This is a genomic window from Aequorivita sp. Q41 (assembly GCF_039831855.1).
Classification (GTDB): Bacteria; Bacteroidota; Bacteroidia; order Flavobacteriales; family Flavobacteriaceae; genus Aequorivita.
In genome coordinates this window covers 1,425,122-1,447,051 of sequence record NZ_JBDPMS010000001.1, presented here as the reverse complement: position 1 = coordinate 1,447,051, position 21,930 = coordinate 1,425,122, and the positions used below count along the sequence as shown (strand labels likewise).

Annotated in this window: 18 protein-coding genes and 1 tRNA gene; 8 read left to right on the top strand and 11 right to left on the bottom strand. The window is 35.9% G+C overall.

Annotated features, from left to right (window positions below):
- Positions 1-22: 22 nt before the first annotated feature.
- The 7 genes from ABJ955_RS06715 to ABJ955_RS06685 all read right to left on the bottom strand — a co-directional run bounded on the left by ABJ955_RS06715 (position 23) and on the right by ABJ955_RS06685 (position 4,470).
- Entirely contained in the window at positions 23-496 is a 474-nt protein-coding gene (locus ABJ955_RS06715; RefSeq protein WP_347373827.1) for a biopolymer transporter ExbD, read from the bottom strand.
- 10 nt (positions 497-506) lie between these two features.
- Complete coding sequence (locus tag ABJ955_RS06710) at positions 507-1,130, bottom strand: biopolymer transporter ExbD (RefSeq protein WP_347373826.1); 624 nt, start codon at positions 1,128-1,130, stop codon at positions 507-509.
- Complete coding sequence (locus tag ABJ955_RS06705; protein WP_347373825.1) at positions 1,130-1,555, bottom strand: hypothetical protein; 426 nt, start codon at positions 1,553-1,555, stop codon at positions 1,130-1,132. The genes ABJ955_RS06710 and ABJ955_RS06705 overlap by 1 nt, the downstream gene beginning before the upstream one ends.
- 8 nt (positions 1,556-1,563) lie before the next feature.
- Positions 1,564-2,370 (bottom strand): MotA/TolQ/ExbB proton channel family protein, encoded by an 807-nt coding sequence (locus ABJ955_RS06700; RefSeq protein WP_347373824.1) that lies wholly within the window; start codon positions 2,368-2,370, stop codon positions 1,564-1,566.
- 121 nt (positions 2,371-2,491) lie between these two features.
- A tRNA-Ser gene (locus ABJ955_RS06695) sits at positions 2,492-2,579 on the bottom strand.
- A gap of 79 nt (positions 2,580-2,658) precedes the next feature.
- A complete protein-coding gene (locus ABJ955_RS06690; protein ID WP_347373823.1) occupies positions 2,659-3,687 on the bottom strand; it encodes an asparaginase in 1,029 nt (342 codons plus the stop codon).
- An 18-nt stretch (positions 3,688-3,705) separates the two neighbouring features.
- Positions 3,706-4,470: a TatD family hydrolase gene (locus ABJ955_RS06685; RefSeq protein WP_347373822.1), complete on the bottom strand. Its 765-nt coding sequence runs from the start codon at positions 4,468-4,470 to the stop codon at positions 3,706-3,708.
- Positions 4,471-4,518: 48 nt separating this feature from the next.
- Here ABJ955_RS06685 and ABJ955_RS06680 point away from each other — a divergent pair, with 48 nt between their 5' ends.
- From ABJ955_RS06680 to ABJ955_RS06670, 3 genes are all read left to right on the top strand, one after another.
- The gene (locus tag ABJ955_RS06680; RefSeq protein WP_347373821.1) at positions 4,519-4,953 is read left to right on the top strand and encodes a retropepsin-like aspartic protease; all 435 of its coding nucleotides are present in this window, start codon (positions 4,519-4,521) and stop codon (positions 4,951-4,953) included.
- A 71-nt stretch (positions 4,954-5,024) separates the two neighbouring features.
- Positions 5,025-7,031, top strand: a complete 2,007-nt coding sequence (locus tag ABJ955_RS06675) for a sensor histidine kinase (protein ID WP_347373819.1) — start codon at positions 5,025-5,027, stop codon at positions 7,029-7,031.
- Positions 7,028-7,666 (top strand): response regulator transcription factor, encoded by a 639-nt coding sequence (locus ABJ955_RS06670; RefSeq protein ID WP_347373818.1) that lies wholly within the window; start codon positions 7,028-7,030, stop codon positions 7,664-7,666. The genes ABJ955_RS06675 and ABJ955_RS06670 overlap by 4 nt, the downstream gene beginning before the upstream one ends.
- A gap of 233 nt (positions 7,667-7,899) precedes the next feature.
- Here the strand turns inward: ABJ955_RS06670 and odhB are convergent, their stop codons facing one another.
- Both odhB and ABJ955_RS06660 read right to left on the bottom strand, forming a co-directional pair.
- A complete protein-coding gene (gene odhB / locus ABJ955_RS06665; protein WP_347373817.1) occupies positions 7,900-9,126 on the bottom strand; it encodes a 2-oxoglutarate dehydrogenase complex dihydrolipoyllysine-residue succinyltransferase in 1,227 nt (408 codons plus the stop codon).
- Positions 9,127-9,210: 84 nt separating this feature from the next.
- Positions 9,211-11,982 (bottom strand): 2-oxoglutarate dehydrogenase E1 component, encoded by a 2,772-nt coding sequence (locus ABJ955_RS06660; RefSeq protein ID WP_347373816.1) that lies wholly within the window; start codon positions 11,980-11,982, stop codon positions 9,211-9,213.
- Between the two features lie 113 nt (positions 11,983-12,095).
- On the opposite strand from ABJ955_RS06660, the gene ABJ955_RS06655 reads away from it, so the two are divergent.
- On the top strand, positions 12,096-12,626 hold the full coding sequence (locus tag ABJ955_RS06655; protein WP_347373815.1) for an alpha-ketoglutarate decarboxylase: 531 nt from the start codon (positions 12,096-12,098) through the stop codon (positions 12,624-12,626).
- Here ABJ955_RS06655 and ABJ955_RS06650 read toward each other — a convergent pair.
- Positions 12,623-13,597, bottom strand: coding sequence for a polyprenyl synthetase family protein (locus ABJ955_RS06650; protein ID WP_347373814.1), 975 nt, complete (start codon positions 13,595-13,597; stop codon positions 12,623-12,625). The genes ABJ955_RS06655 and ABJ955_RS06650 overlap by 4 nt on opposite strands.
- 156 nt (positions 13,598-13,753) lie before the next feature.
- Here ABJ955_RS06650 and ABJ955_RS06645 point away from each other — a divergent pair, with 156 nt between their 5' ends.
- From ABJ955_RS06645 to ABJ955_RS06630, 4 genes are read left to right on the top strand one after another with little or no spacing between them, the layout of a single operon-like run.
- Positions 13,754-14,365 (top strand): TetR/AcrR family transcriptional regulator, encoded by a 612-nt coding sequence (locus ABJ955_RS06645; RefSeq protein ID WP_347373813.1) that lies wholly within the window; start codon positions 13,754-13,756, stop codon positions 14,363-14,365.
- Entirely contained in the window at positions 14,358-15,737 is a 1,380-nt protein-coding gene (locus ABJ955_RS06640) for a TolC family protein (protein ID WP_347373812.1), read from the top strand. Before ABJ955_RS06645 ends, ABJ955_RS06640 begins: the two co-directional genes overlap by 8 nt.
- A 40-nt stretch (positions 15,738-15,777) precedes the next feature.
- The gene (locus ABJ955_RS06635) at positions 15,778-16,944 is read left to right on the top strand and encodes an efflux RND transporter periplasmic adaptor subunit (RefSeq protein WP_347373811.1); all 1,167 of its coding nucleotides are present in this window, start codon (positions 15,778-15,780) and stop codon (positions 16,942-16,944) included.
- 12 nt (positions 16,945-16,956) lie between these two features.
- Positions 16,957-20,475, top strand: a complete 3,519-nt coding sequence (locus tag ABJ955_RS06630) for an efflux RND transporter permease subunit (RefSeq protein ID WP_347373810.1) — start codon at positions 16,957-16,959, stop codon at positions 20,473-20,475.
- 117 nt (positions 20,476-20,592) lie between these two features.
- Here ABJ955_RS06630 and ABJ955_RS06625 read toward each other — a convergent pair whose 3' ends face one another.
- Complete coding sequence (locus ABJ955_RS06625) at positions 20,593-21,921, bottom strand: RagB/SusD family nutrient uptake outer membrane protein (RefSeq protein ID WP_347373809.1); 1,329 nt, start codon at positions 21,919-21,921, stop codon at positions 20,593-20,595.
- Positions 21,922-21,930 lie beyond the last annotated feature (9 nt).

Genomic DNA, 21,930 nt, shown 5'->3' with positions numbered 1-21,930 from the left:
TTAAAATACTATATATTAATTTCTATTGGTCTACTTCATTTCCAGGCGTAGTGATATAGATAATTTTTAACATATTAAGATCACGTAGTTCCTGTTTTATATCAGTAACCATTCCAGTATTTGTTTTTTCATCAACCTTAAGTGCAACCATTACTCTGTCCTGAAGTTCAGGCATAAGCTTGATACGCGCTTCTGTTAAAGCAAATTTAATATTGGATATATCGGTGTACTTATCACCAATTTGGATTTTAGGCTCAGAACCGAATTTGTCTGTATATCGTGAGCTAGGCTTTCCAGCATAGATATATACAGAGCGGTCTTTTTTCAATTTCTCAACCTGATCTGCCTTTGGCAATTTGTTCTGAACAAGCAAATTGTCATCACGGAGTACTGTTACAACCATAAAGAAGAACAGTAACATAAATACAATATCCGGAAGGGATGCTGTATTTACCGCTGGCAATCCGCCATCTTTTTTCTTTTTAAATTTTGACATAATCTTAGGGTTATTGTCCAGATTTTTTAGGTTCTGCTTCAGAAAGTTTTTGAGGGAATAGTTTTTGGATATTCTCAAGTTTTTCTTGAGTATCCTCCAAATTTCCTTTAAAACTTCCTTCGTCTATAGCTTTAGTTACTTCAGTAAACTTCCATCCATAAAGCCTCTCAGACTCTCTATCTCTTAAAAAATTGTATGCTGCTACCAATTCGTTTTGAACGGCAATATACATTTTATAAGAAGTAAGCCTATCATTCTGCACAGAAATTACTGCTTTATCCGGGTTATCAGAAGACTCTGGATTTCTTTTTCCTTTGCAATAATTGCAATATTCAGCGGTCCCAGATGGCGCGCCACCATTATCAAGAAATGCGATTGCTGCCTGACGAATGTCTTTAAGCTCCATTAGTTTTTCTTCAACTAATAATTGATCGCTTCTGTTTACGTTTACAATAAACAGGTTTTTCTCTTTAATCTTAACTTGCTCATCTGTTGGCGGTTCTTTTGGAGGTAACTGTCGCGCAATTCCTTTATCTTTCTCAATGGTAGTTGTTACCAAGAAAAAGATAAGCAATAGGAATGCGATGTCAGCCATCGACCCTGCATTTACTTCGGGAGTTGCTCTTCTTGCCATTATTTTGTTACTTTTTTAATTCCGCTAAAAACCATAGAACCTATAGCTAGTACTGCTAGTATATAAAAAGCGTACAATCCTGCGCCAACCCATTTAGATCCACTAGCAGAAAGCATTTCGCCATCTTGCATTGTCATTGGGTTTGCATCTGCTAACACATAAGAGATTACTACAATAAGTAAAAAAGCTCCTACGGACATTAGGGTATTCTTGATGTTTCCTGAAAAGATTCCTTTTAGCACAAAAAAGAGTACAAAAACAATTACAATAGCTAATGTAATATAAGCAATGTACAAGAAACCATCAACTCCTTCGCCAGTTGCAACTACAGCCTCATCACCTTTGGCAATGATCATAGCAAGAAAAATAACTCCTGCAATGCTTAGAAGCAACGCTACTATTTTTAATATTTTATGTAATGCCATCTTGTGGTTTATTTAGATTTTGTTTTGTAGTCAAATAACATGTCAATTAAAGTAATAGAAGCATCTTCCATACTGTTTACAATGCTATCAATTTTAGCTACAATATAATTGTAAAAAATTTGAAGTATAATCGCTACGATCAAACCAAATACGGTTGTTAAAAGTGCTACTTTAATACCTCCAGCTACCAGTGATGGGTTCATATCTCCAGCTGCTTGAATTTTATCAAAAGCCTGAATCATCCCTATTACGGTTCCCATGAAACCAAGCATCGGAGCCAATGCAATAAATAAAGAAATCCAAGATACGTTCTTTTCTAGTTGTCCCATTTGAACACCCCCGTATGCTACCACAGCTTTTTCAGCCACATCTACACCTTCGTGTGCGCGGTCTAAACCTTGGTAATAAATGGAGGCAACGGGGCCTTTCGTATTTCTACATACTTCCTTAGCAGCTTCTACACCACCGCTGTTTAATGCATCTTCTACATCTTGAGCCAATTTTTGAGTATTGGTTGTAGAAAGATTAAGGAAGATAATTCTTTCAATAGCAATTGCCAATCCAAGAATTAAACACAGTAATACAATTCCCATAAATGCTGGACCACCCTCAACGAAACGTTCTTTCAATTCTTGGTGAAATCCTTTTTCAGGTTCTGTTGTTGTGGCTGTTTCATCTTGAATAAAAGAAACTGTTGCTGCTTTTACCAGTGCCTGTGAGCTGGTTGGCATTGTTTGCGCTGTTGAAGCGTTTGCGTTTAACGTGCCTACAAAAACCATTGCGGCAACCGCCATAATAGAAAATAATTTTTTCATTGCTATCGACTTAAAGTTTGTTTTTAGTTAAAGGTTTAAAGATATAAAATAATTTAGTTAATCTGCAAGAATATTAATTCACACTCTAAAATGTATGTTTTAATAATTCAAAATTTTGTTGCAGAGAGGAAGGGATTCGAACCCTCGATACGCTTGTGGCGTATACACACTTTCCAGGCGTGCGCCTTCGACCACTCGGCCACCTCTCTATTAATTATCAGCCATTTTTGAATGATGTGCCAAATATCAAAAAAAAAACAACGCTATAAAATAAATTAAGTGGTTAATTTATTGCATTTCTCCTCGCAAGGAGGTTTCAAATATGGTTTTGAAGCTGTTAGGCGAAATATTTTGTCCTAATAAATACATTAATTTTGCCAATGCAGTTTCTGTCGTACAGTCTTTTGCGCTAATAACCCCCAGTTTTTTTAGCTCGGTGCTCGTTTCATAAAGCCCCATACTTACACTTCCACCAGAGCATTGGGTTACATTTATAACTGGAATTCCTTTTTTAATAACCTTTTTAAGTGGGTTTAAAAACCAATCGGCAGTAGTTACATTACCACTTCCGTAGGTTTCAAGAACCAAGCCTTTAATATCTGGATACTCAAAAAGATACTTTATGGTAGCCTCATCAATTGCTGGAAACATTTTTACTAAAAGGATGTTGCTTTCCAGTTTTTTATGAACTTTAAGTTTTTTTCTTCGGTTTGGGCGGTATAACGCTTCATTATTTACAACCAAATGCACCCCACTCTGAACCAATTCTGGGTAGTTTAAAGATGCAAAAGCTTCAAAATGTTCTGCATTTATCTTTGTGGTTCTATTAGCCCGGTACAATTTATACTCAAAATAAAGACCTACTTCAGCTATTTTTGAAACACCTTTTTCCTGAAGTGCCGCAATCTGTATTGAAGTAATTAAATTTTCTTTTGCATCTGTACGCAAATCCCCAATTGGCAATTGTGATCCTGTAAAAATTACAGGTTTGCCCAGGTTTTCTAACATAAAGCTTAATGCAGAGGCGGTGTAACTCATAGTATCACTTCCGTGGAGCACCACAAAACCATCCATACTTTCATAATTAGCCTCAATAATAGTAGCAATATCCACCCAATATTTTGGATTCATATTTGAACTATCAATAGGCTCTGGGAACGAGGTAGTAGTTATAACACAATCTAGAAGCTTAAGCTCGGGAATATGGTTTAGTAATTCGTCAAAATTAAAATTACGCAATGCCCCGGTTTCAAAGTCTTTTATCATCCCGATAGTTCCGCCTGTATATATAAGGAGTATAGTTGGTTTTTTTGTCATATTAGTATACCTATATTTTTATATTCCAAAAATCACTTTTGAATTTTCTGTAGTAACCTTCGCTATTTCTTCTTCTGAAACTTTATAAACTTCAGACAGCTTTTTACAAACCAATGCCAAATAACTGCTTTCATTACGCTTTCCTCGGAAAGGCACTGGAGAAAGATAAGGCGAATCGGTTTCCAATACAATGTGTTTTAGCGGAATTTGATTTAAAAAAGTATCTATCTTTCCATTTTTAAAAGTAACCACCCCACCAATACCAAGCTTCATATTGTATGATATGGCTTTCTCTGCTTGCTCTAGGGTCCCAGTAAAACAGTGAAAAATTCCGAAGAGAGCATCACTTTTTTCACGCTCTAAGACTTCAAAAATTTCATCAAACGCATCGCGGCAATGAATGACAATTGGTAATTTATATTTTTTAGCCAACTGAATCTGCCTTTTAAAAGCTATTTGCTGCATCTCTAAGGTAGCTTTATCCCAATAAAGATCGATTCCTATTTCGCCCACGGCATAAAAATTTCTTTTTTTGAATTGTGCCTCAACATGTGCTAGTTCTTCTTCAAAATTTTCCTTTACCGATGTTGGATGCAAACCCATCATTAAAAAAACAGTAGCGGGATACTCCTTTTCTAAAGCATACATCGCTTCGGTAGATGCCGAATCTATGGCGGGAATAAAAAAACGTTTTATACCAAGATCGAAAGCGCGTTGCATCATCTGCGATCTGTCTGCATCAAAAGCTTCACTATATAAATGGGTGTGTGTGTCTGTCAACATAGCTACAAAGCTACTTATTTTGTTTGCTATCTTTACACAAAAAAGTTAATGCAATTACGCAAATTTCTCGAAGCCCAAGGCTTTAATCGGATACCTCTTAAAAAACTTGCCACGGGCCACTACCTATTTTCAGCTAAAATAAATGGAATTTCTGGTGATTTTATACTAGACACAGGCGCTTCCACTAGTTGTGTGGGTTTTACTGAAGGCGCTCATTTTTTACTTATTAGCGAAGAAAGTAAGATTAAAGCTTCGGGAGCCGGTGCTACAAATATGGAGACTATGCTTTCGCGAAAAAATAAATTCACAATAAATAAATGGGGTATACCTAATATGGATTTTGTGCTTTTTGATCTTTCACACGTTAATGAAGCGCTCGCCCAAGTACATGAAAACCCAATACATGGTATTATTGGCGCCGATTTCTTAAAAGAACGCAGGGCGGTAATTGACTATGGTAGAAATTGCTTCTATATCCGATAGAAAGTAGTTACATGGCTGCTTATTAATAAGATTTTTAGTACTTTTATGTTCTCCCCCCAAATTAACATCCATTGAAAAAATTACTTTCATTGCTTTTCTTTCTTGCGCTGTATTCCATTTCGGGCTATGGTCAGGATATTTCACATTATGAAAATATTGCCGCTACAACCAGTGACACTTCGGTAAAACTAGAGGCTATAGACAGCATCTTAATTCGAACGTTCACTACAAATCCAAAATCGTTTATTAGTTACAGCCTTGAATACATAAGCTTAGCTAAAGAAGTTGATAGCATTGAATGGGCTGCTAAAAAAGCTATGAACTTGCAGTACCCCCTTACCAATACCGCAAACGATCCACTTAAAGCAATAACCGTAATAAATAGCGTCCTTGCTAGAAAATACAAAATAAAAGACAGCCTTTTGCTTGGAGGGCTTTATATAAAAAGAGGAAAAGCCAATACCAAGGTAGACCTCAAAGAAGCGATAAAAGACTATAATAAAGCACTTGAAAATTTTTCCATAAACGACTGCCTAAATATTGCAGACACCTATCTTTTTAGAGGGCAAGCATATTCTAACTTAGGAAGATTTGTAAAGGCAAGTGAAGATTTTTCAAGGGCATACACCTTATATGAAGACAAGCAAAAGTACAATTATATGGTGTTTGCGCAACAGGGCGTCATTAGTATGTTTAGTATGAATGGGTTTTATGATAAAGCCAAAACTGAACGTGATGCGCTAATTGAAAAAATGAAGTTTTTAGAATTAAATTCTTTTCTGTCAAACGAATATTACAATCAAGCTTTAGACTATAAAAAAACTGGAGCAAGCAATTTAGAACTTAAGTATTTACTTATGGCTGAAGAAGCTTTTGACGAAAAAGGTTCTGGGCAAGCTACATTTATAGGGATTCATGCTAGATTGATTGAATATTATTGCGAACACAACCAACTCGCTGAAGCCAAAACGCATCTTGATCTTTTAAATAACCTAGCTATCGATTTAACTAAAAACCCTTTAGCTGAATTAAATTTTTTAAGTGGAAAAGGAAAATACCTTCAAACTACTGGAGAATATGAAGAAGCACTAGAGATTATTCAAAAGAAATTAAGTGTTGCCAAAAAGCTTGGCTTGGAAGACGAAATAATGAGCTCCTACTCATTTCTTTCCGACCTCTATTATGATTTGGGAGATTATAAAAATAGTATTGAAAATAAAAAAGCTTCCAATGCAATAAAAGATTCCTTATATAACCGAAGTACCGCATACGCATTAGCTTATTACCAAACACTTTACGAAACGGAAAAAAAAGAAAAGGAATTGGTTGAAAAAACCACCAGCATAACCTTACTCGAAAAGGACAATGACAGTTTTAAAAAAGCAATACTCTTTGGAGGGATTGCAATTCTTTTAGGTTTTGGGTTAATAATATTATACCGAAACCAACGGCATTTAAAAAACAATAAAATTCTACAAGAAAAGTTCAGCCAAGAGCTACTTATTTCTCAAGAAAGCGAGCGAAGAAGGATTTCAAAAGATCTACACGACGGGATTGGGCAGCAGTTATTAGTTATAAAAAATAAACTTATTGCCACTGGAGATGCAGACACCAAAAAAATGGTAGATCACACCATAGAAGAGGTTCGCACCATTTCTAGAGACTTACACCCATTTCAATTACAAGAGTTAGGCATCACAAAAGCCATTGAAAATACGCTCAACTTAATTGATGAAAACACGACGCTTTTTATTTCTGCAGAGATTGATAACATTGACAATATGTTTTCGAAAGAAGACGAAATAAATATTTATAGAATCGTTCAAGAAAGTTTGAGCAACATCATAAAACACGCTAACGCTGAAGCAGGAAAGGTTTCTGTAAAAAAATTCTCTAACAACATCCTTATTTCCATTCGTGATAATGGGGTTGGTTTCGATTTTTCAGAGAAGTATCAAGATGTTAAATCGCTCGGACTTAAAACACTATTGGAGCGCACCAAGTTTTTAAAAGGTCAAATGAAAGTAACTTCAAAAAAAGATACAGGCACTGTTCTTGAATTTCAATTTCCACTATGACAAACACAACACCATCTATTATTATTGCAGACGACCACCCTTTATTATTGAAAGGCTTGAACGATTTTTTGGTGGAAAAAAATTACAATATCTTGGGGAGTGGAAACGATGGAAGAGAAGCTTATAACCTAATTACTCAGAAAAAACCAGACATTGCAATATTAGACATACAAATGCCTTTTATGTCTGGGCTGGAAATTGCGCAAAAATGTAAAGACAATGCTATTGAAACAAAGATAGTATTAATAACACTTCACAAAGAAAAAGAGCTTTATCAGAAAGCGCAAGAATTAAATATTTTTGGGTATATATTGAAAGAGTTTGCATTAGAAGAAATTGAAAACTGTATAAAAACAGTTACATCAGGCGCTCCTTTTTTTAGCAATCGAATAAAAGAACTTATTGGAGTAAGCATTGTTGATGACAACGAATTAGACTTACTCACACCTTCAGAAAAGAAAATTTTAAAGCTTATCGCCAAAGATAAAACAAACAAGGAAATAGCTTCACAGCTTTTCATTTCATACAGAACTGTTGAAAAACACCGGAGCAATATTATTACCAAACTTAATATTGAACCCAAAACAAATAGCCTCCTTATTTGGGCAAAAGAAAATCATAAAAAACTACTATAATCTCCTATAAAATTGAAATTTACGTGTTAACACGTATTTCGTATTTCAATCAAATAATAGACTTTTACCTTATGAAGAAAATTTTATAGCAATTAGAATGTTATAAAACTGGTATATAAAGCTTCCTATATTAAGATTGATTAATTACGTTTTTTATTACTAGAGAAAGTATTCTAACTAACCAAAAAAAACCCGACCTAATGGCCGGGTTTTTCAAATTATAGGATTTTATTTTATAATTCTAAGGCTCGTTTTACATTCGAATCCATTAAAAGTTCTTCTGGATTTTCTAGCGCTTCTTTAATAGCAACTAAGAACCCAACAGATTCTCTACCATCAATAATTCTATGATCGTAAGACAGTGCTAAGTACATCACAGGCGCAACAACAATTCCACCATCTTTAACAATAGCACGCTCAACAATATTGTGCATTCCTAAAATCGCTGATTGCGGAGGGTTTATAATTGGAGTAGACAACATACTTCCAAAAACACCTCCATTAGAAATTGTAAAAGTACCTCCAGTCATCTCATCTACGGTAATTTGTCCGTCACGTGCTCTAATGGCCAGTCTTTTTACTTCATCTTCAACCCCTCTAAAACTTAAATTTTCAGCATTTCTAATAACTGGAACCATCAATCCTTTTGGCCCAGAAACTGCGATTGAAATATCTTTAAAATCGTAGGTAATCATGTAATCACCATCAATCATTGAGTTTACATCTGGATAAAGATCTAACGCACGTACAACCGCCAAAGTGAAAAACGACATAAAGCCAAGTCCTACCCCGTGTTTTTGTTTAAATTGTTCTTTATATTGGTTTCTTAAATCAAAAATTGCAGTCATATCCACTTCATTGAAAGTAGTTAACATTGCCGTTTCATTTTTTGCAGAAACCAAACGCTCAGCCACTTTACGGCGAAGCATTGATAATTTTTTTCGTTCACTTCCTCGACTTCCAGATCCTGGTGTGCCCATAGAAGGTGTTGCCTTTACAGCATCATCTTTGGTAATACGACCATCGCGGCCGCTGCCCTTTACATCTTTTGAAGCAACTCCTTTTTCATCAAGGATTTTCTTAGCAGCTGGAGATGCTGTTCCTGTTGCATACGTTTTAGTGTCTTCTTGTTTTGGAGCAGAAGGTTTTGAAGCAGCTTCTTTTTTAGGGGCTTCTTTTTTCTCTTCTTTTTTAGAAGAAGCATCACTTCCACTAGGTTTTTTAGCATCAGTATCTATAATACAAACTACATCGCCTACTGCAACAAGGTCTCCTTCTTCAGCTTTTAAAGTGATGATACCACTTGCCTCTGCTGGAAGTTCTAAGGTAGCTTTATCGCTATCTACTTCAGCAATTGCCTGATCTTTTTCAACATAATCGCCATCCTCAACTAACCAGGATGCTATTTCAACTTCGGTGATGGATTCTCCCGGAGATGGGACTTTCATTTCTAATGCCATACTATTGTTATTTAATATAAACCTATGTTTACTCTTTTTTTAAATTTAATTTCTTTTTGTCTTTCTTAAAAAAAATTAGAAAAACTAATTCATATTTTTATCAAAAACGTTTTCAATCACTTTAGCGTGTCGTGCTTTTGATCGTACTGAACTACCAGCCGCTGGTGCTGCATACATTTTTCTACTACAAACTCTAAAGTTTCTAGCTTCTTCAAAATGCATCAATACATGTGAATACGCACCCATGTTTTTAGGTTCTTCTTGTGCCCAAACAACATCGTCAGCATTTTTATATTTCTTTATTACTTGCTTCATTGCATCAGTAGGCAAAGGGAACAACTGCTCTACACGCACTAAAGCTACATCATCTCTATTAAGTTCTTCTTTTTTCTCCAGCAGATCGTAATAAAATTTTCCAGTTACAAAAACTAATGTTTTCACCTTTGCTGCTTTTGCTTCAGCATCATCAATTAGCATTTGAAAACTACCGTTTGCAAATTCTTCTTTCGTTGAAACCACTTTTGGGTGACGAAGCAAGCTCTTTGGAGTAAAAACAATTAAAGGTTTGCGGTAATTCACTTTTAATTGTCTTCTAAAAAGATGAAATAGGTTTGCAGGAGTAGTAACATCTGCAACAAACATATTATCTGTTGCACACAACTGAAGGTAGCGCTCCATTCTCGCTGAAGAGTGTTCTGCACCCTGCCCTTCATAACCGTGAGGCAAAAGCATAATCAATCCATTTTGAAGCTTCCATTTATCTTCGGCAGCTGAAATGTATTGATCAATCATTATCTGCGCCCCATTACTGAAATCGCCAAATTGCGCTTCCCAAATGGTAAGAGTATTAGGGCTTGCCATGGCATACCCATAATCAAAACCTACAACACCATATTCAGAAAGCAACGAATTATAGATGTAAAAATCTCCTTGGTTGCCTTTTAAATTATTTAAAAGCACCACCTCTTCTTCACTGTCTTCAACTTTTATAACGGCATGACGGTGCGAAAAAGTTCCGCGTTCTACATCTTGCCCACTCATTCTTACATCGTGTCCTTCTTTTAACAAGCTTCCGTATGCAAGCAATTCGCCCATTGCCCAATCTAGTTTGTTATCTTCAAAGTACATGGTGTGCCTTGATTCAACGAGTCTAGCTATTTTTCTTAGAAAATTTTTGCTTGCTGGAAGTTTAGTAATTACTTCAGCAATCTCATCAAGTTCTTTAATAGCAACCTTGGTATCAACGTTCTCCATCATTTTATCCTCTTCGGCATACTCATAGCCTTCCCATTCATCTTGCATAAATGGAGTGATGGTCGTTTTATCTTCTTTTCTGGAGTTTTCTAAATTTTCTTCCAGTTTGTCTTTGTATTCCTGTTCTAATTTAGCGGTGTAATCCGCATCTATAACACCTTGTGCAATGAGTTCATTCGCATAAATATCGCGTGGATTTTCATGCTTTGCAATTGCTTTATAAAGTTTTGGCTGGGTAAAACGCGGCTCATCACCTTCGTTATGTCCATATTTTCTGTACCCAAGAAGATCTATAAAAACATCGCGGCCAAATTCCATTCTAAAATCTAAAGCAAACAACATGGCGTGTACAACAGCTTCAACATCATCCGCATTTACGTGAAGGATTGGTGAAAGGGTCACCTTACCAACATCTGTACAATAAATAGAAGAACGAGCATCTAAGTAATTGGTTGTAAAACCAATTTGATTATTCACTACTATATGTATGGTTCCACCCGTTTTATAACCTTCTAGTTGCGCCATTTGCACAATTTCATACACCAAACCCTGCCCCGCAATTGCAGCATCTCCGTGTACAATTATTGGCAAAACACTGCTTGGTGCTTCTTTATAGTGATCGTCTTGTTTGGCACGAGCAATTCCTTGAACAACAGCACCTACCGTTTCTAAATGCGATGGGTTTGGAGCAATATTTAAGTTTATTTCCTTACCCGATTTAGTATTTCGCTTAGACGTCCAACCCAAATGGTATTTAACATCTCCATCAAAAATGTCTTGCGCATAATCTTTTCCATCAAACTCACTAAAGATATCTTTTGCGCTTTTTCCGAAAATATTTGTCAACGTACTTAAACGTCCACGGTGTGCCATCCCCATTACAAATTCCTTCACGCCCTTTTCTGCGGCATTTTCAATAAGCGTATCTAGCGCAGGAATTAAGCTTTCGCCACCTTCCAATGAAAAACGCTTCTGACCAACATATTTTGTATGAAGAAAACTTTCAAAAGAAACAGCTTCATTAAGTTTTTGAAGAATGTGTTTTTTGTGTTCTGCTGAAAAATTTGGCTGGTTATCATTAATGTTCAACTTTTGTTGAATCCATTGAATTTCGTCCGGCCTACGGATATACATATATTCAATCCCAATAGAATCACAGTAAATGCTTTCTAGATGTTTTATTATTTCTGCTAAGGTTGCTTCTCCAATCCCTATAATTTCCCCTGCTCTAAAAGTAGCTTTTAGGTCCTCTTGTGAAAGTCCAAAATTTTCCAACGCCAAGGTTGGGCTATATTTTCTTCGTTCGCGAACGGGGTTTGTTTTTGTAAAAAGATGCCCTCGGGTTCTATAGCCATCAATTAGTTTTACAACTTGAAATTCCTTTACAACATCTGCACAAATTGCCCCAACATCGTACTGTTCCGTAGGAACATCTTTTGAAACCCCAAAAAAATCTTCGGCGCTATTTTCTGATCCAAAATCGAAACCTTGGAAAAAAGCGCGCCAACTTGGTTCAACGCTATCTGGGTATTGTAAATATTTTTCGTAAAGTGCTGCGACGTCCGAAGGATGAACCGCATTTAAGAATGAAAATTTATCCATGATAAATATGCAAAAGGCCTTTTATAATAAAACGCTACAAAAATACAATAATTACACAAAAAAGCTGACTCGATTGTATATATTTATAGCACGAATCTCTTAAAGTATTCACAATGAAAAAGACTGAATTTAGACATTTTGGCATTTTCTTAATAGCAATACTATTTATTTGTTCAAATAATAGCTATAGCCAACAGAAACAAAATGAGTTTTGGCAACAGGTTCGTTTTGGCGGCGGCATTGGCTTAAGCTTTGGAGATGGATTTTTTAGCGGCACGCTCGCGCCTAGTGCCATCTATGAATTTAACGAACAGTTTTCAGCAGGAATCGCATTAAATGGAACTTATGCAAGCCTAAAAAACGATACTAACGCAACCATTTTAGGTGGAAGTGTGTTAGCCCTCTATAATGTAATTCCTGAAATTCAACTTTCTGCAGAGTTTGAAGAATTGAATGTAAATAGAAAATACACTTTGTTGGGAGCTCCAGATATTACTACAAACTATTGGTATCCTGCCTTATTTTTAGGAGCGGGATTTCGGAGTAATAATTTTACTATTGGCCTTCGTTATGATGTGCTTTATGATGAGGAGGAAAGTATTTACGCAAGTCCGTTTGCCCCTTTTGTTAGGGTGTATTTTTAAACATTTCGCTGCATTAAATTGTCTCCAAACTTCCGGAATAATTCTTTTTTTTCATCTGAAATAGCTATTTCATCTAATATTGAATACGCTAAATTACTGTAGTTTTTTATTTCATCTTGTGTTTTAGCAGCAGCTCCAGAAACAACAAAAATTTCTTTTACTGTCGAAATTTTATCAGTTGGATCGTTCGGATTAATGCTAAAAAGATGCTCAAGTTCATCGGCTTGTGCTTGGGTACTTGCATCGATTGCCAATAAATAAAGGATGGTTTTTTTGTTCGAAATAATGTCGCCCCCTACTTGCTTCCCAAATGTTTCTGGATCGCCAAAAACATCTAAATAATCATCTTGCAATTGAAAAGCAATGCCTAAATTTCTACCAAATTGATATATTTTTTCTTTATCACCTTCTGAAGCCTCCCCTACAATAGCTCCCATTTTCATTGCTGCGCCCAACAAAACTGCTGTTTTGTGATTTATCATGGCTATGTATTCTTCGAGCGTAACATCGTATCGGGTTTCAAAATTCATGTCGTGTTGCTGGCCTTCACAAACCTGCAAAGCAGTTTCGCTAAACACCTTTGCTAATTCTTGAAACATGCTTGGCTCATAATTTTCAAAAAACCGATATGCTAAAATTAACATAGCATCTCCAGAAAGAATTGCGGTATTGGTATCCCACTTTTCATGAACCGTTTTTTTGCCTCTACGCAAAGGCGCATTATCCATAATATCGTCATGAATCAAAGAGAAGTTATGAAACAACTCTACAGCAAGTGCGGCATGAATAGCTTTTTTAAAATCATTTCCAAAAAAATCAGACACCATTAAAGTAAGCACCGGACGCAGTCTTTTTCCCCCTAAAGAAAGAATATATTTTATTGGATCATAAAGCTGTGTTGGCTCGTTATGAACAACCGCATTGTCTAGATATTCTTGAAGAACAAGATTGTATTTTTTTAAAAATTCCATCAAAAAAAAATTTTTGGCTAAAGTAAAACAAGCAAAACAATTGAACACGATTTGAAGCAAAAAATAGGCAATAGATTAAATAAATGTTAATTTAAACAAAACTTTGGAAACTTATTTTGTTTTAAGAGTTTCCATGTTGTACATTTGCCCCCAATTATGAAAGAAAAAATTATTCAAAAAGCTACAGACCTCTTTTTAAAGCTTGGTTTTAAAAGTGTTACAATGGACGATATTGCCAATGAAATGGCCATTTCAAAAAAAACTATTTACACACATTTTGAAAATAAAACAAGCTTGGTAAAAGAATGTACCTCAAGCATACTAACTTCAATCACTACTGGAATCGATGAAATCTGCTTTTTGGAACACAACCCAATTGAAGAGCTTTTCGAGATTAAAAAGTTTGTGAGTCATAAACTCGAAAATGATAATTCAACAACGCATTATCAGCTTCAAAAGTATTATCCAGAAGTATATGAAAGCCTAAAAGAGACGCAATTCGACAAAATGATGGAATGCACCCGAAAAAATCTACAAAAAGGGATAGAAATGGGGCTTTACAGAAAAAACATGAATGTAGATCTAGTTGCCCGCTTCTATTTTGTGGGTGTTCATGGTATTAAGGACCAGAATTTATTTCCCATTGAAGAATTCTCATCAAAATTTATAACCCAAGAATATCTTGAATATCATCTTCGAGGAATTGTAACAATCGAAGGTTTTCAAACACTTAATAATTTCATTAAAGACAATCAATCAAATGAGTAAGTATTTATTAGTTTTTTGTTTCACACTCTTGTCTTCCTTAGGGTTTTCACAAGAACAAAAAGCACAGCGTTTTAGTTTAGAAGAAGCCATAACTTTTGCTTTAGACAGCAATTACACCTCTATTAATGCCCGTCGTGACATTGCAAAGGCTATTAAACAAAAGTGGGAAACTACCGCAAGTGGTTTGCCGCAAATTGATGGAAACATTTCATATAACAACAATTTAAAACAACCCGTAACCCTTATTCCTGGGGAATTTGGGGGTGGCGCGCCAGGCACTTTTACACCAGTTACTTTTGGCACAAAGCAAAGTGCAAATGCTGTGGCAACACTAAATCAATTAATTTTTGATGGTAGTTATCTTGTTGGTCTAAAAGCCGCCAAGGTTTTTTTAAGTTATTCTGAAAACTACAATGAAAAGACGCGATTGGAGGTTAGAAAAGGCGTAATAAATGCCTACGGAAGTGTTTTATTATCGCAAGAATTGATTGCTATTTTTTCCAAGAACAAAGCCAATCTAGAGAAGAATCTTTACGAAACTCGAAAAATTTTCGAGAATGGTTTAACGGAAGAAGAAAGCGTAGAACAACTTGAAATCACACTTTTAGACATAGACACACAACTTAACAATGCCCTTAGAAGCCAAGCAATTGCTAAACAAATGTTCAATTTAGCACTTGGTATTGATGTGGAAACACCAATTACGTTAACAGACGACCTTACTAAATTGGCGGAAGCAAATATTAGTCTTTCATTATTAGGGACTACGCCAGCTATGGAAGAGAATGTTGATTATAAAATTGCAAACAATCTTATCGAGCAACGTTATTTTGAAAATCAATTAGAAAAAAGCATGGCGCTTCCAAGGCTTTCAGCCTATGTAAACTATGGTACTTCAGCAAATAGCGATGATTTTAGTTTTCTAAATGGCGATCAAGTTTGGTATCAATCCTCTGTTTTAGGGGTTAGCTTAAACATCCCTATTTTCAGCAGTGGGAAAAGAAGTGCAGCTACACAACGTACTCGCATCGCTTTAGACCAAGCCAAAACAGATTTCGAACAAACCAAACAACAGCTAAAACTTGACCTTACAACAGCACAGAGTAATTATCAATTTGCGATAGATAATTTTGAGAATTCTAAGAAAAATTTAGCATTAGCCGAGCGGATTGAAAATAAAAACCAAGTAAAATTTACGGAAGGACTTTCCTCAAGTTTTGACCTGCGCCAATCGCAAACACAATTGTATACTGCGCAACAGCAGTATTTTCAGTCGATGCTGACTATCATAAACGAAAAAGCAAATTTGGAAACTATTTTAAATATTCCTCAGTTGCGAATAGACGCACAAACAATCAAAAATCAATACTAAACAACAAAGCCATAACCGCGTAAAGCGAAAATCAATCATAATGAAAAAAATAATCCTATTACTACTAACTATAGCTACACTTGCATCCTGTGGTGGCGACAAAAAACAATCTACCGAAGCAATACTTGCTTCAGGGGATGTAGCAGCTATTCAGAAAAAAAGAGATGCACTTTCGGAACAACAAGAGCAAATACACCAAGAGGTAAAGTTGCTTGACGAAAAGCTAAAGGAGCTAAACCCTGAGCGCAATGTTCCTTTAATTACCACATTTACTGCAACATCTAAACCGTATGAGCATTATCTTGAGCTTCAAGGGAGCGTAAAAACCAAGCAAAACTTGGTTATAAATGCTGAAGTTGGTGGTATCCTTCAAAGAGTTTATGTAAAAGAAGGTGACAAAGTAAGTAAAGGGCAACTGCTAGCAAAAATTGACGATGGCGGATTGAGCCAGCAAGTTGCACAAATGCAAATACAGGCAGATTTAGCTAAAACCACTTTTGAACGTCAACAACGTTTATGGGAACAAAAAATAGGGAGTGAAATACAATACCTTCAAGCAAAATCTAACTATGAAGCCAACCAAAAAGCGGTTGCACAAATGCAAAGCCAGCTAGGAAAATCGAGTATTCGCGCTCCATTTGCTGGAACTATAGACGACGTTATTACAGATCAAGGAACCGTTGTTTCTCCTGGGCAAACACCAATTTTAAGAATTGTAAATCTTAGTGATATGTATATTACTACAGACATTCCAGAAAATTATGTTGGCGCTATTGTAAAAGGAAAAGATGTAAAAGTTTCTTTTCCAGTGTTAGGAAAAACTTTAGATTCAAAAATTAGACAAACAGGCGATTTCATTAATCCCAACAACAGAACTTTTAGTGCAGAAATTGCAGTTCCAAATAACGATAAATCAATTAAGCCAAACCTAACTGCGCGTTTAAAGATTAATGATTACTCGAACGACAAAGCGATTTTAATTCCGCAGAGTATTATTTCAGAAAATGCTGAAGGCGAACAATATATCTATGTGCTTCAAGAAAAAGAAGGTGAGAAAGCAGTTGCAAAGCAAGTAATTATTAAAACCGGCAAAAACCAAGGAGATGTAATTGAAGTAACCGAAGGCTTAAAAGATGGTGATGAAATTATAAACGAAGGCGCTCGTAGTGTAAAAGACGGCCAGACCGTAAAAATCATAAAATACTAATTGCTTTAGATAATGGTAAAACAGAAAAAAATAACCGATAAAGAATTTAAATTATCTTCTTGGGCAATTAATAACAAGACCACGATCTATGTGATAATGATTCTGATTTTGTTTCTAGGGATTGGCGCATATTTTAGCATGCCTAGAGAAAGTTTCCCAGAAATTAGAGAAACAAAAATCTACATTAGCTCTGTATATCCCGGAAATACTGCGGAAGACATTGAGAAACTAATAACAGATCCGCTTGAAGATAAACTAAAGACGGTAAGCAATGTGGTAGAAATTACCTCAACATCACAAGAAGATTATTCAATGATAATTGTTGAATTTGACGAGAATATAGATGTTGAACTTGCAAAACAGAAGGTGAAAGATGAAGTAGACAGTGAAACTTCGGGTGAAGATTGGCCAACTTTTAATGGCGCCAAAGTTGAACCCAATATATTTGAGCTTAACCTTTCGGAGGAAATGCCAATACTAAACATCAACATTTCTGGCGATTATACTGTTGCGCAGCTAAAGGAGTTTGGTGAATACCTTCAGGATGAAATAGAAGATTTACCTGAAATTAAAAAGGTAGACATTCGTGGAGCACAAGAAAAAGAAGTTGAAGTTGCTGTCGATATTTATAAAATGATGGCTTCTTCAGTAAGCTTTCAAGATATTACAAATGCTATAAACAATGGTAATATGACGATGTCTGCGGGTAATTTTATTGCCAGCGGCCAGCGTAGAACCATTCGTATTATTGGTGAAATTGACAGCCCCCTGCAACTAGAAAACTTTGTTGTGAAAAGTGAAAATGGCGACATTGTTTACTTAAAAGATATTGCCAATGTAAGTTTTAAAGAAAAAGACCGCACCACATTTGCACGCGAATATGGCCATCAAGTGGTAATGCTCGACGTAAAAAAACGTGCCGGTAAAAACATGGTGGAAGCTGCAGATAAAATCAAACTTATTGTTGCAGATTCTCAGAAAAATGAGTTTCCTCCAAATCTCGACATAAGTATTTCTAACGACCAATCATCAAAAACTATTGGGCAAGTAGACGATTTAGTAAACAATATTATCTTCGGAATTATACTGGTTGTAACCGTTTTAATGTTCTTCTTAGGTTTTAAAAACGCATTATTCGTTGGGTTTGCAATACCAATGTCCATGTTTATGTCCCTGATGATTTTGAACGAATTGGGCTATACCATGAACACCATGATTCTCTTCGGACTTATTATGGGGCTGGGAATGCTTGTAGATAATGGTATTGTGGTTGTTGAAAACGTATATCGATTGATGGAAGATGAAGGCATGAGTCGTGTGGAAGCCGCCAAAAAAGGAATTGGTGAAATTGCCCTTCCTATTATTATTTCAACAGCAACTACGGTGGCGGCATTTATTCCATTAGGGCTATGGCCAGGATTAATGGGACAGTTTATGATTTATTTCCCAATAACACTTTCTGTAGTATTAGGATCATCGCTCATTGTGGCAATCTTCTTTAATTCGGTTCTGGTATCTCAATTTATGACTACCGAAGATAAAGATATGCCTCGAAAACAAATCATTAAGGTTTCAGCTATTATTGCAGGAATTGGTTTATTGATTTTCATATTTGGTGGTGATTATCGCGCCTTAGGTAGCGTAATGATTTTTACCTCAATTATGCTATGGGCGTATCGTTTATTCATCAGAAAAGCTGCAAATAGATTTCAAGATAGATCGCTTGTTAAACTTGAAAACTGGTATGAAGGCAAACTAACTAGTTCTTTTAAAAACAAAAGACCGTATTGGATTGTAGGAATTACATTTTCACTTTTAATCGTCGCTTTTATGGCTTTTGGGGCTTCTTTAGGTGCACAACGTACAAAAGTTGAGTTTTTTCCAGACAACAAACCAAACCAGATTATTGTTTATATAGAATACCCACAAGGTACAGACATAGAAAAAACCAACACAATCACAAAAGAGATTGAGAAAAAGGTGTATGCTGTTTTAGATAGTGAGCAATATATGGATGAGGGCACCAACTTCTTGGTTGAAAGTGCAGTATCACAAGTTGGAGAAGGAGCTGGAAACCCACAAACTGACGGAGGTAGTGCTGCTGAAATGCCTCATAAAGCAAAAATAACCGCTTCCATGCGAGAATATAAATTTCGTAAAGGGGAAGACAGTGAGCTATTAAGACAAAAGGTGCAAGAAGCTTTAGTTGGAATCTACCCTGGTGTTTTAATTTCTGTAGAAAAAGATGCCAATGGCCCACCAGCTGGCGCACCTGTAAACATCGAACTTGAAGGCGATGATTACAATGAGTTAATTGCCACGGCTGAACGTATGCGGAATTTTATAAACAGTAGAAATATTCCTGCAATAGACGAGCTAAAAATAGACGTTAACAAAGATAAGCCAGCAATGCAAGTATCGGTAGACCGTGCAAAAGCTGGAGAATTAGGTGTAAGCGCAGGTCAAGTTGGACAACAGCTTCGAAATTCTATATTTGGCACAAAAGCGGGTGTTTATAAGGAAGATGGAGAGGATTACGACATTTATATACGTTTCAATGAAAATAGCAGGTATAATACAAGCGCATTGTTTAATCAATCGATGACGTTTAGAACCAATACAGGGCAGCTTCGTGAAATTCCTGTTTCAGCAGTAGCTTCTTTAAAAAACAGCTCTAGCTTTAGCGCCATAAAACACCGCGATACCCGCCGTGTGGTTACCGTTTATTCTGCACTTTCACCTGGGTATACAGATGCGGGCGCAGTAGTAAACCAAGTGCAAAATGAAATGCGAAGCTTTGAAGGTTTACCAGAAAACATTAAAATTGATTATACAGGTCAAATTGAAGAGCAAAATAAGCAGCAAGCCTTCTTAATGGGTGCGTTTTTTACTGGGCTTGGATTGATTTTCTTGATTTTAATTTTTCAATTTAATTCTATTTCGAAACCTGTTATTATTATGATTTCTATCTTCCTAAGTTTAATTGGGGTTTTTGGTGGAATCGTAATCTCAGGATCACCTTTCGTAATTATGATGACGATGATGGGGATTATTTCGCTCGCTGGAATTGTAGTGAATAACGGCGTGGTACTCCTCGATTATGCGCAGCTGGTAATAGACAGACGAAAAAATGAATTAGACCTAGATGAAACTGAATTCCTTGAAAAAGATGAATTGCTAAAAAGCATTATTATTGCCGGGAAAGCACGTTTGCGCCCTGTATTGCTTACGGCAATCACTACGGTTCTCGGTTTAATACCCTTAGCAATTGGTTTAAACATAGATTTCTTCGGACTTTTTGCATCGTTTAATCCAAATATATACCTTGGCGGTGACAACGTAATATTCTGGGGGCCATTAGCATGGACAGTAATTTACGGTCTAATAATCGCAACTTTCTTAACCCTAATCATTGTACCGATTTTATTTTATATCGCTACACGAATTAAAATGTGGGTTGCTTCAAAAAGAAATTCTGATAATTCTGTACCACCTCAAGAAAATGTTGAGTTTATAGAAGCTACTGAATAATATTCAGACACAAACTATTTCCTTAATTAATAATAAAGGAGTGAAAATAGTATAACTTTAAAAACCCTTTCCACTATAATGCGGAAAGGGTTTTTTAGTTGGTTATTTAGGTATTGACTATTGATTTTCTGTTAATGGAATTGGAAACATTGTCCAAACATCATCATCGGGGCGGTCTATAGGAAGCGCATCAAGTTTCCCAAACCTTCTCATATCAATCCATCGATGTCCTTCCGCAAAAAGAGAGTACCTTCTTTGCTTAAGCATTTCATTAATTAAGGCGGGTGCATCTGCTGCCCCACTATAATCAAGCAATCCTGCACTGTTTCTTATTAAATTAATTGCATTGACTGCTTCTGGTGTATTTAATGTGATGTTTGCTTCAGCATATAACAAAATAAGTTCCTCATTTCTAATTATTGGTATGGAGGCTATATTTGAAGTATACCTGTACAAAGCATATTCCCCAGACAACCCATCTTGGCTTAGTGGCGCATCAAGTTTAAATGCTTTTACTAATCGTTCATCTCCTGCTTCAGCTTCAGTAACAAATAGCGGTTGTACAATTCTTGCATCTGCAGAAGTAAGCCCTTTAATAGACTTAAATAAAGGGTTTGAAATGTCTGTTTGGTTTAGAGAAAAGGTGTAGTTGATTCCTAAATCTAATTGAGCAGCATCCAAGGTAAAAAATGAGTTATTCAAAAAGGATAAAACAGCTGGATAATCTGCTTGATAGGCTGCTACACGCGCAGCAATCGCATTATTAACTTGTAAGAACCCTAAAGGGGTTTTAAAATCCTCAAATCCTGAAGGTAAAATAAATGGAAATTCAACACTGCCATTGCTTAAATCTGTTGCAGCTTCTACCAACATATTTCTTATGCCAGATAACGCTTCTGTTTTTGACACAAAAGGACCTAGATTATTTTCATCTGCCACATCCAATCGGATTCCATTTTCATCTGTCAAATTTAGGTTCAATAAAAGTTCATAGGCAATAAATGTTTTAAGAAACCCCTTGGTAGCGTTTATTTCTTGCGGTGTAAATTGAACAGACAAATCTTGCCCATCCATAAACCCAAGAATTAAATTTGCATTTTTCACGGTTCTATAACGTGACCCCCAAGGTCCTGTAAGGTAAAAGGTATTATTGTCTAACACCAACCCATCTCTTCCTAACAAGTCGCCTGTAAAGCGTGGATCTGCACTAGAAAAGCGGTAATATTCACGACCAATTACTCCGTTATCATCAAAATAATTGTCCAAACGCACCCTTGAACTATAGAGAACTCCCCCAATAAGATCCTGCATATCTTCCCGGGTAAGGTTTTCTTCAAAATTGCCTATTTCAGCATTGTTTAAGTCTGAAAACTCTTGTACTTCACATGAAATTGCTGTTCCAATGAGAAAAGCAATTAGTAGTATTTTATAGCTATATTTTTTCATAATTCTTTT

Coding starts and splice junctions, on each gene's coding strand:
- ABJ955_RS06650 (WP_347373814.1), bottom strand. CDS start 13,597: ATGGAATTTTTAAAAAAATACAATCTTGTTCTTCAAGAATATCTAGAC.
- ABJ955_RS06680 (WP_347373821.1), top strand. CDS start 4,519: ATGCAATTACGCAAATTTCTCGAAGCCCAAGGCTTTAATCGGATACCT.
- ABJ955_RS06690 (WP_347373823.1), bottom strand. CDS start 3,687: ATGACAAAAAAACCAACTATACTCCTTATATATACAGGCGGAACTATC.
- ABJ955_RS06655 (WP_347373815.1), top strand. CDS start 12,096: ATGAAAAAGACTGAATTTAGACATTTTGGCATTTTCTTAATAGCAATA.
- ABJ955_RS06635 (WP_347373811.1), top strand. CDS start 15,778: ATGAAAAAAATAATCCTATTACTACTAACTATAGCTACACTTGCATCC.
- ABJ955_RS06700 (WP_347373824.1), bottom strand. CDS start 2,370: ATGAAAAAATTATTTTCTATTATGGCGGTTGCCGCAATGGTTTTTGTA.
- ABJ955_RS06645 (WP_347373813.1), top strand. CDS start 13,754: ATGAAAGAAAAAATTATTCAAAAAGCTACAGACCTCTTTTTAAAGCTT.
- ABJ955_RS06640 (WP_347373812.1), top strand. CDS start 14,358: ATGAGTAAGTATTTATTAGTTTTTTGTTTCACACTCTTGTCTTCCTTA.
- odhB (WP_347373817.1), bottom strand. CDS start 9,126: ATGGCATTAGAAATGAAAGTCCCATCTCCGGGAGAATCCATCACCGAA.
- ABJ955_RS06685 (WP_347373822.1), bottom strand. CDS start 4,470: ATGTTGACAGACACACACACCCATTTATATAGTGAAGCTTTTGATGCA.
- ABJ955_RS06715 (WP_347373827.1), bottom strand. CDS start 496: ATGTCAAAATTTAAAAAGAAAAAAGATGGCGGATTGCCAGCGGTAAAT.
- ABJ955_RS06630 (WP_347373810.1), top strand. CDS start 16,957: ATGGTAAAACAGAAAAAAATAACCGATAAAGAATTTAAATTATCTTCT.
- ABJ955_RS06625 (WP_347373809.1), bottom strand. CDS start 21,921: ATGAAAAAATATAGCTATAAAATACTACTAATTGCTTTTCTCATTGGA.
- ABJ955_RS06660 (WP_347373816.1), bottom strand. CDS start 11,982: ATGGATAAATTTTCATTCTTAAATGCGGTTCATCCTTCGGACGTCGCA.
- ABJ955_RS06710 (WP_347373826.1), bottom strand. CDS start 1,130: ATGGCAAGAAGAGCAACTCCCGAAGTAAATGCAGGGTCGATGGCTGAC.
- ABJ955_RS06705 (WP_347373825.1), bottom strand. CDS start 1,555: ATGGCATTACATAAAATATTAAAAATAGTAGCGTTGCTTCTAAGCATT.
- ABJ955_RS06670 (WP_347373818.1), top strand. CDS start 7,028: ATGACAAACACAACACCATCTATTATTATTGCAGACGACCACCCTTTA.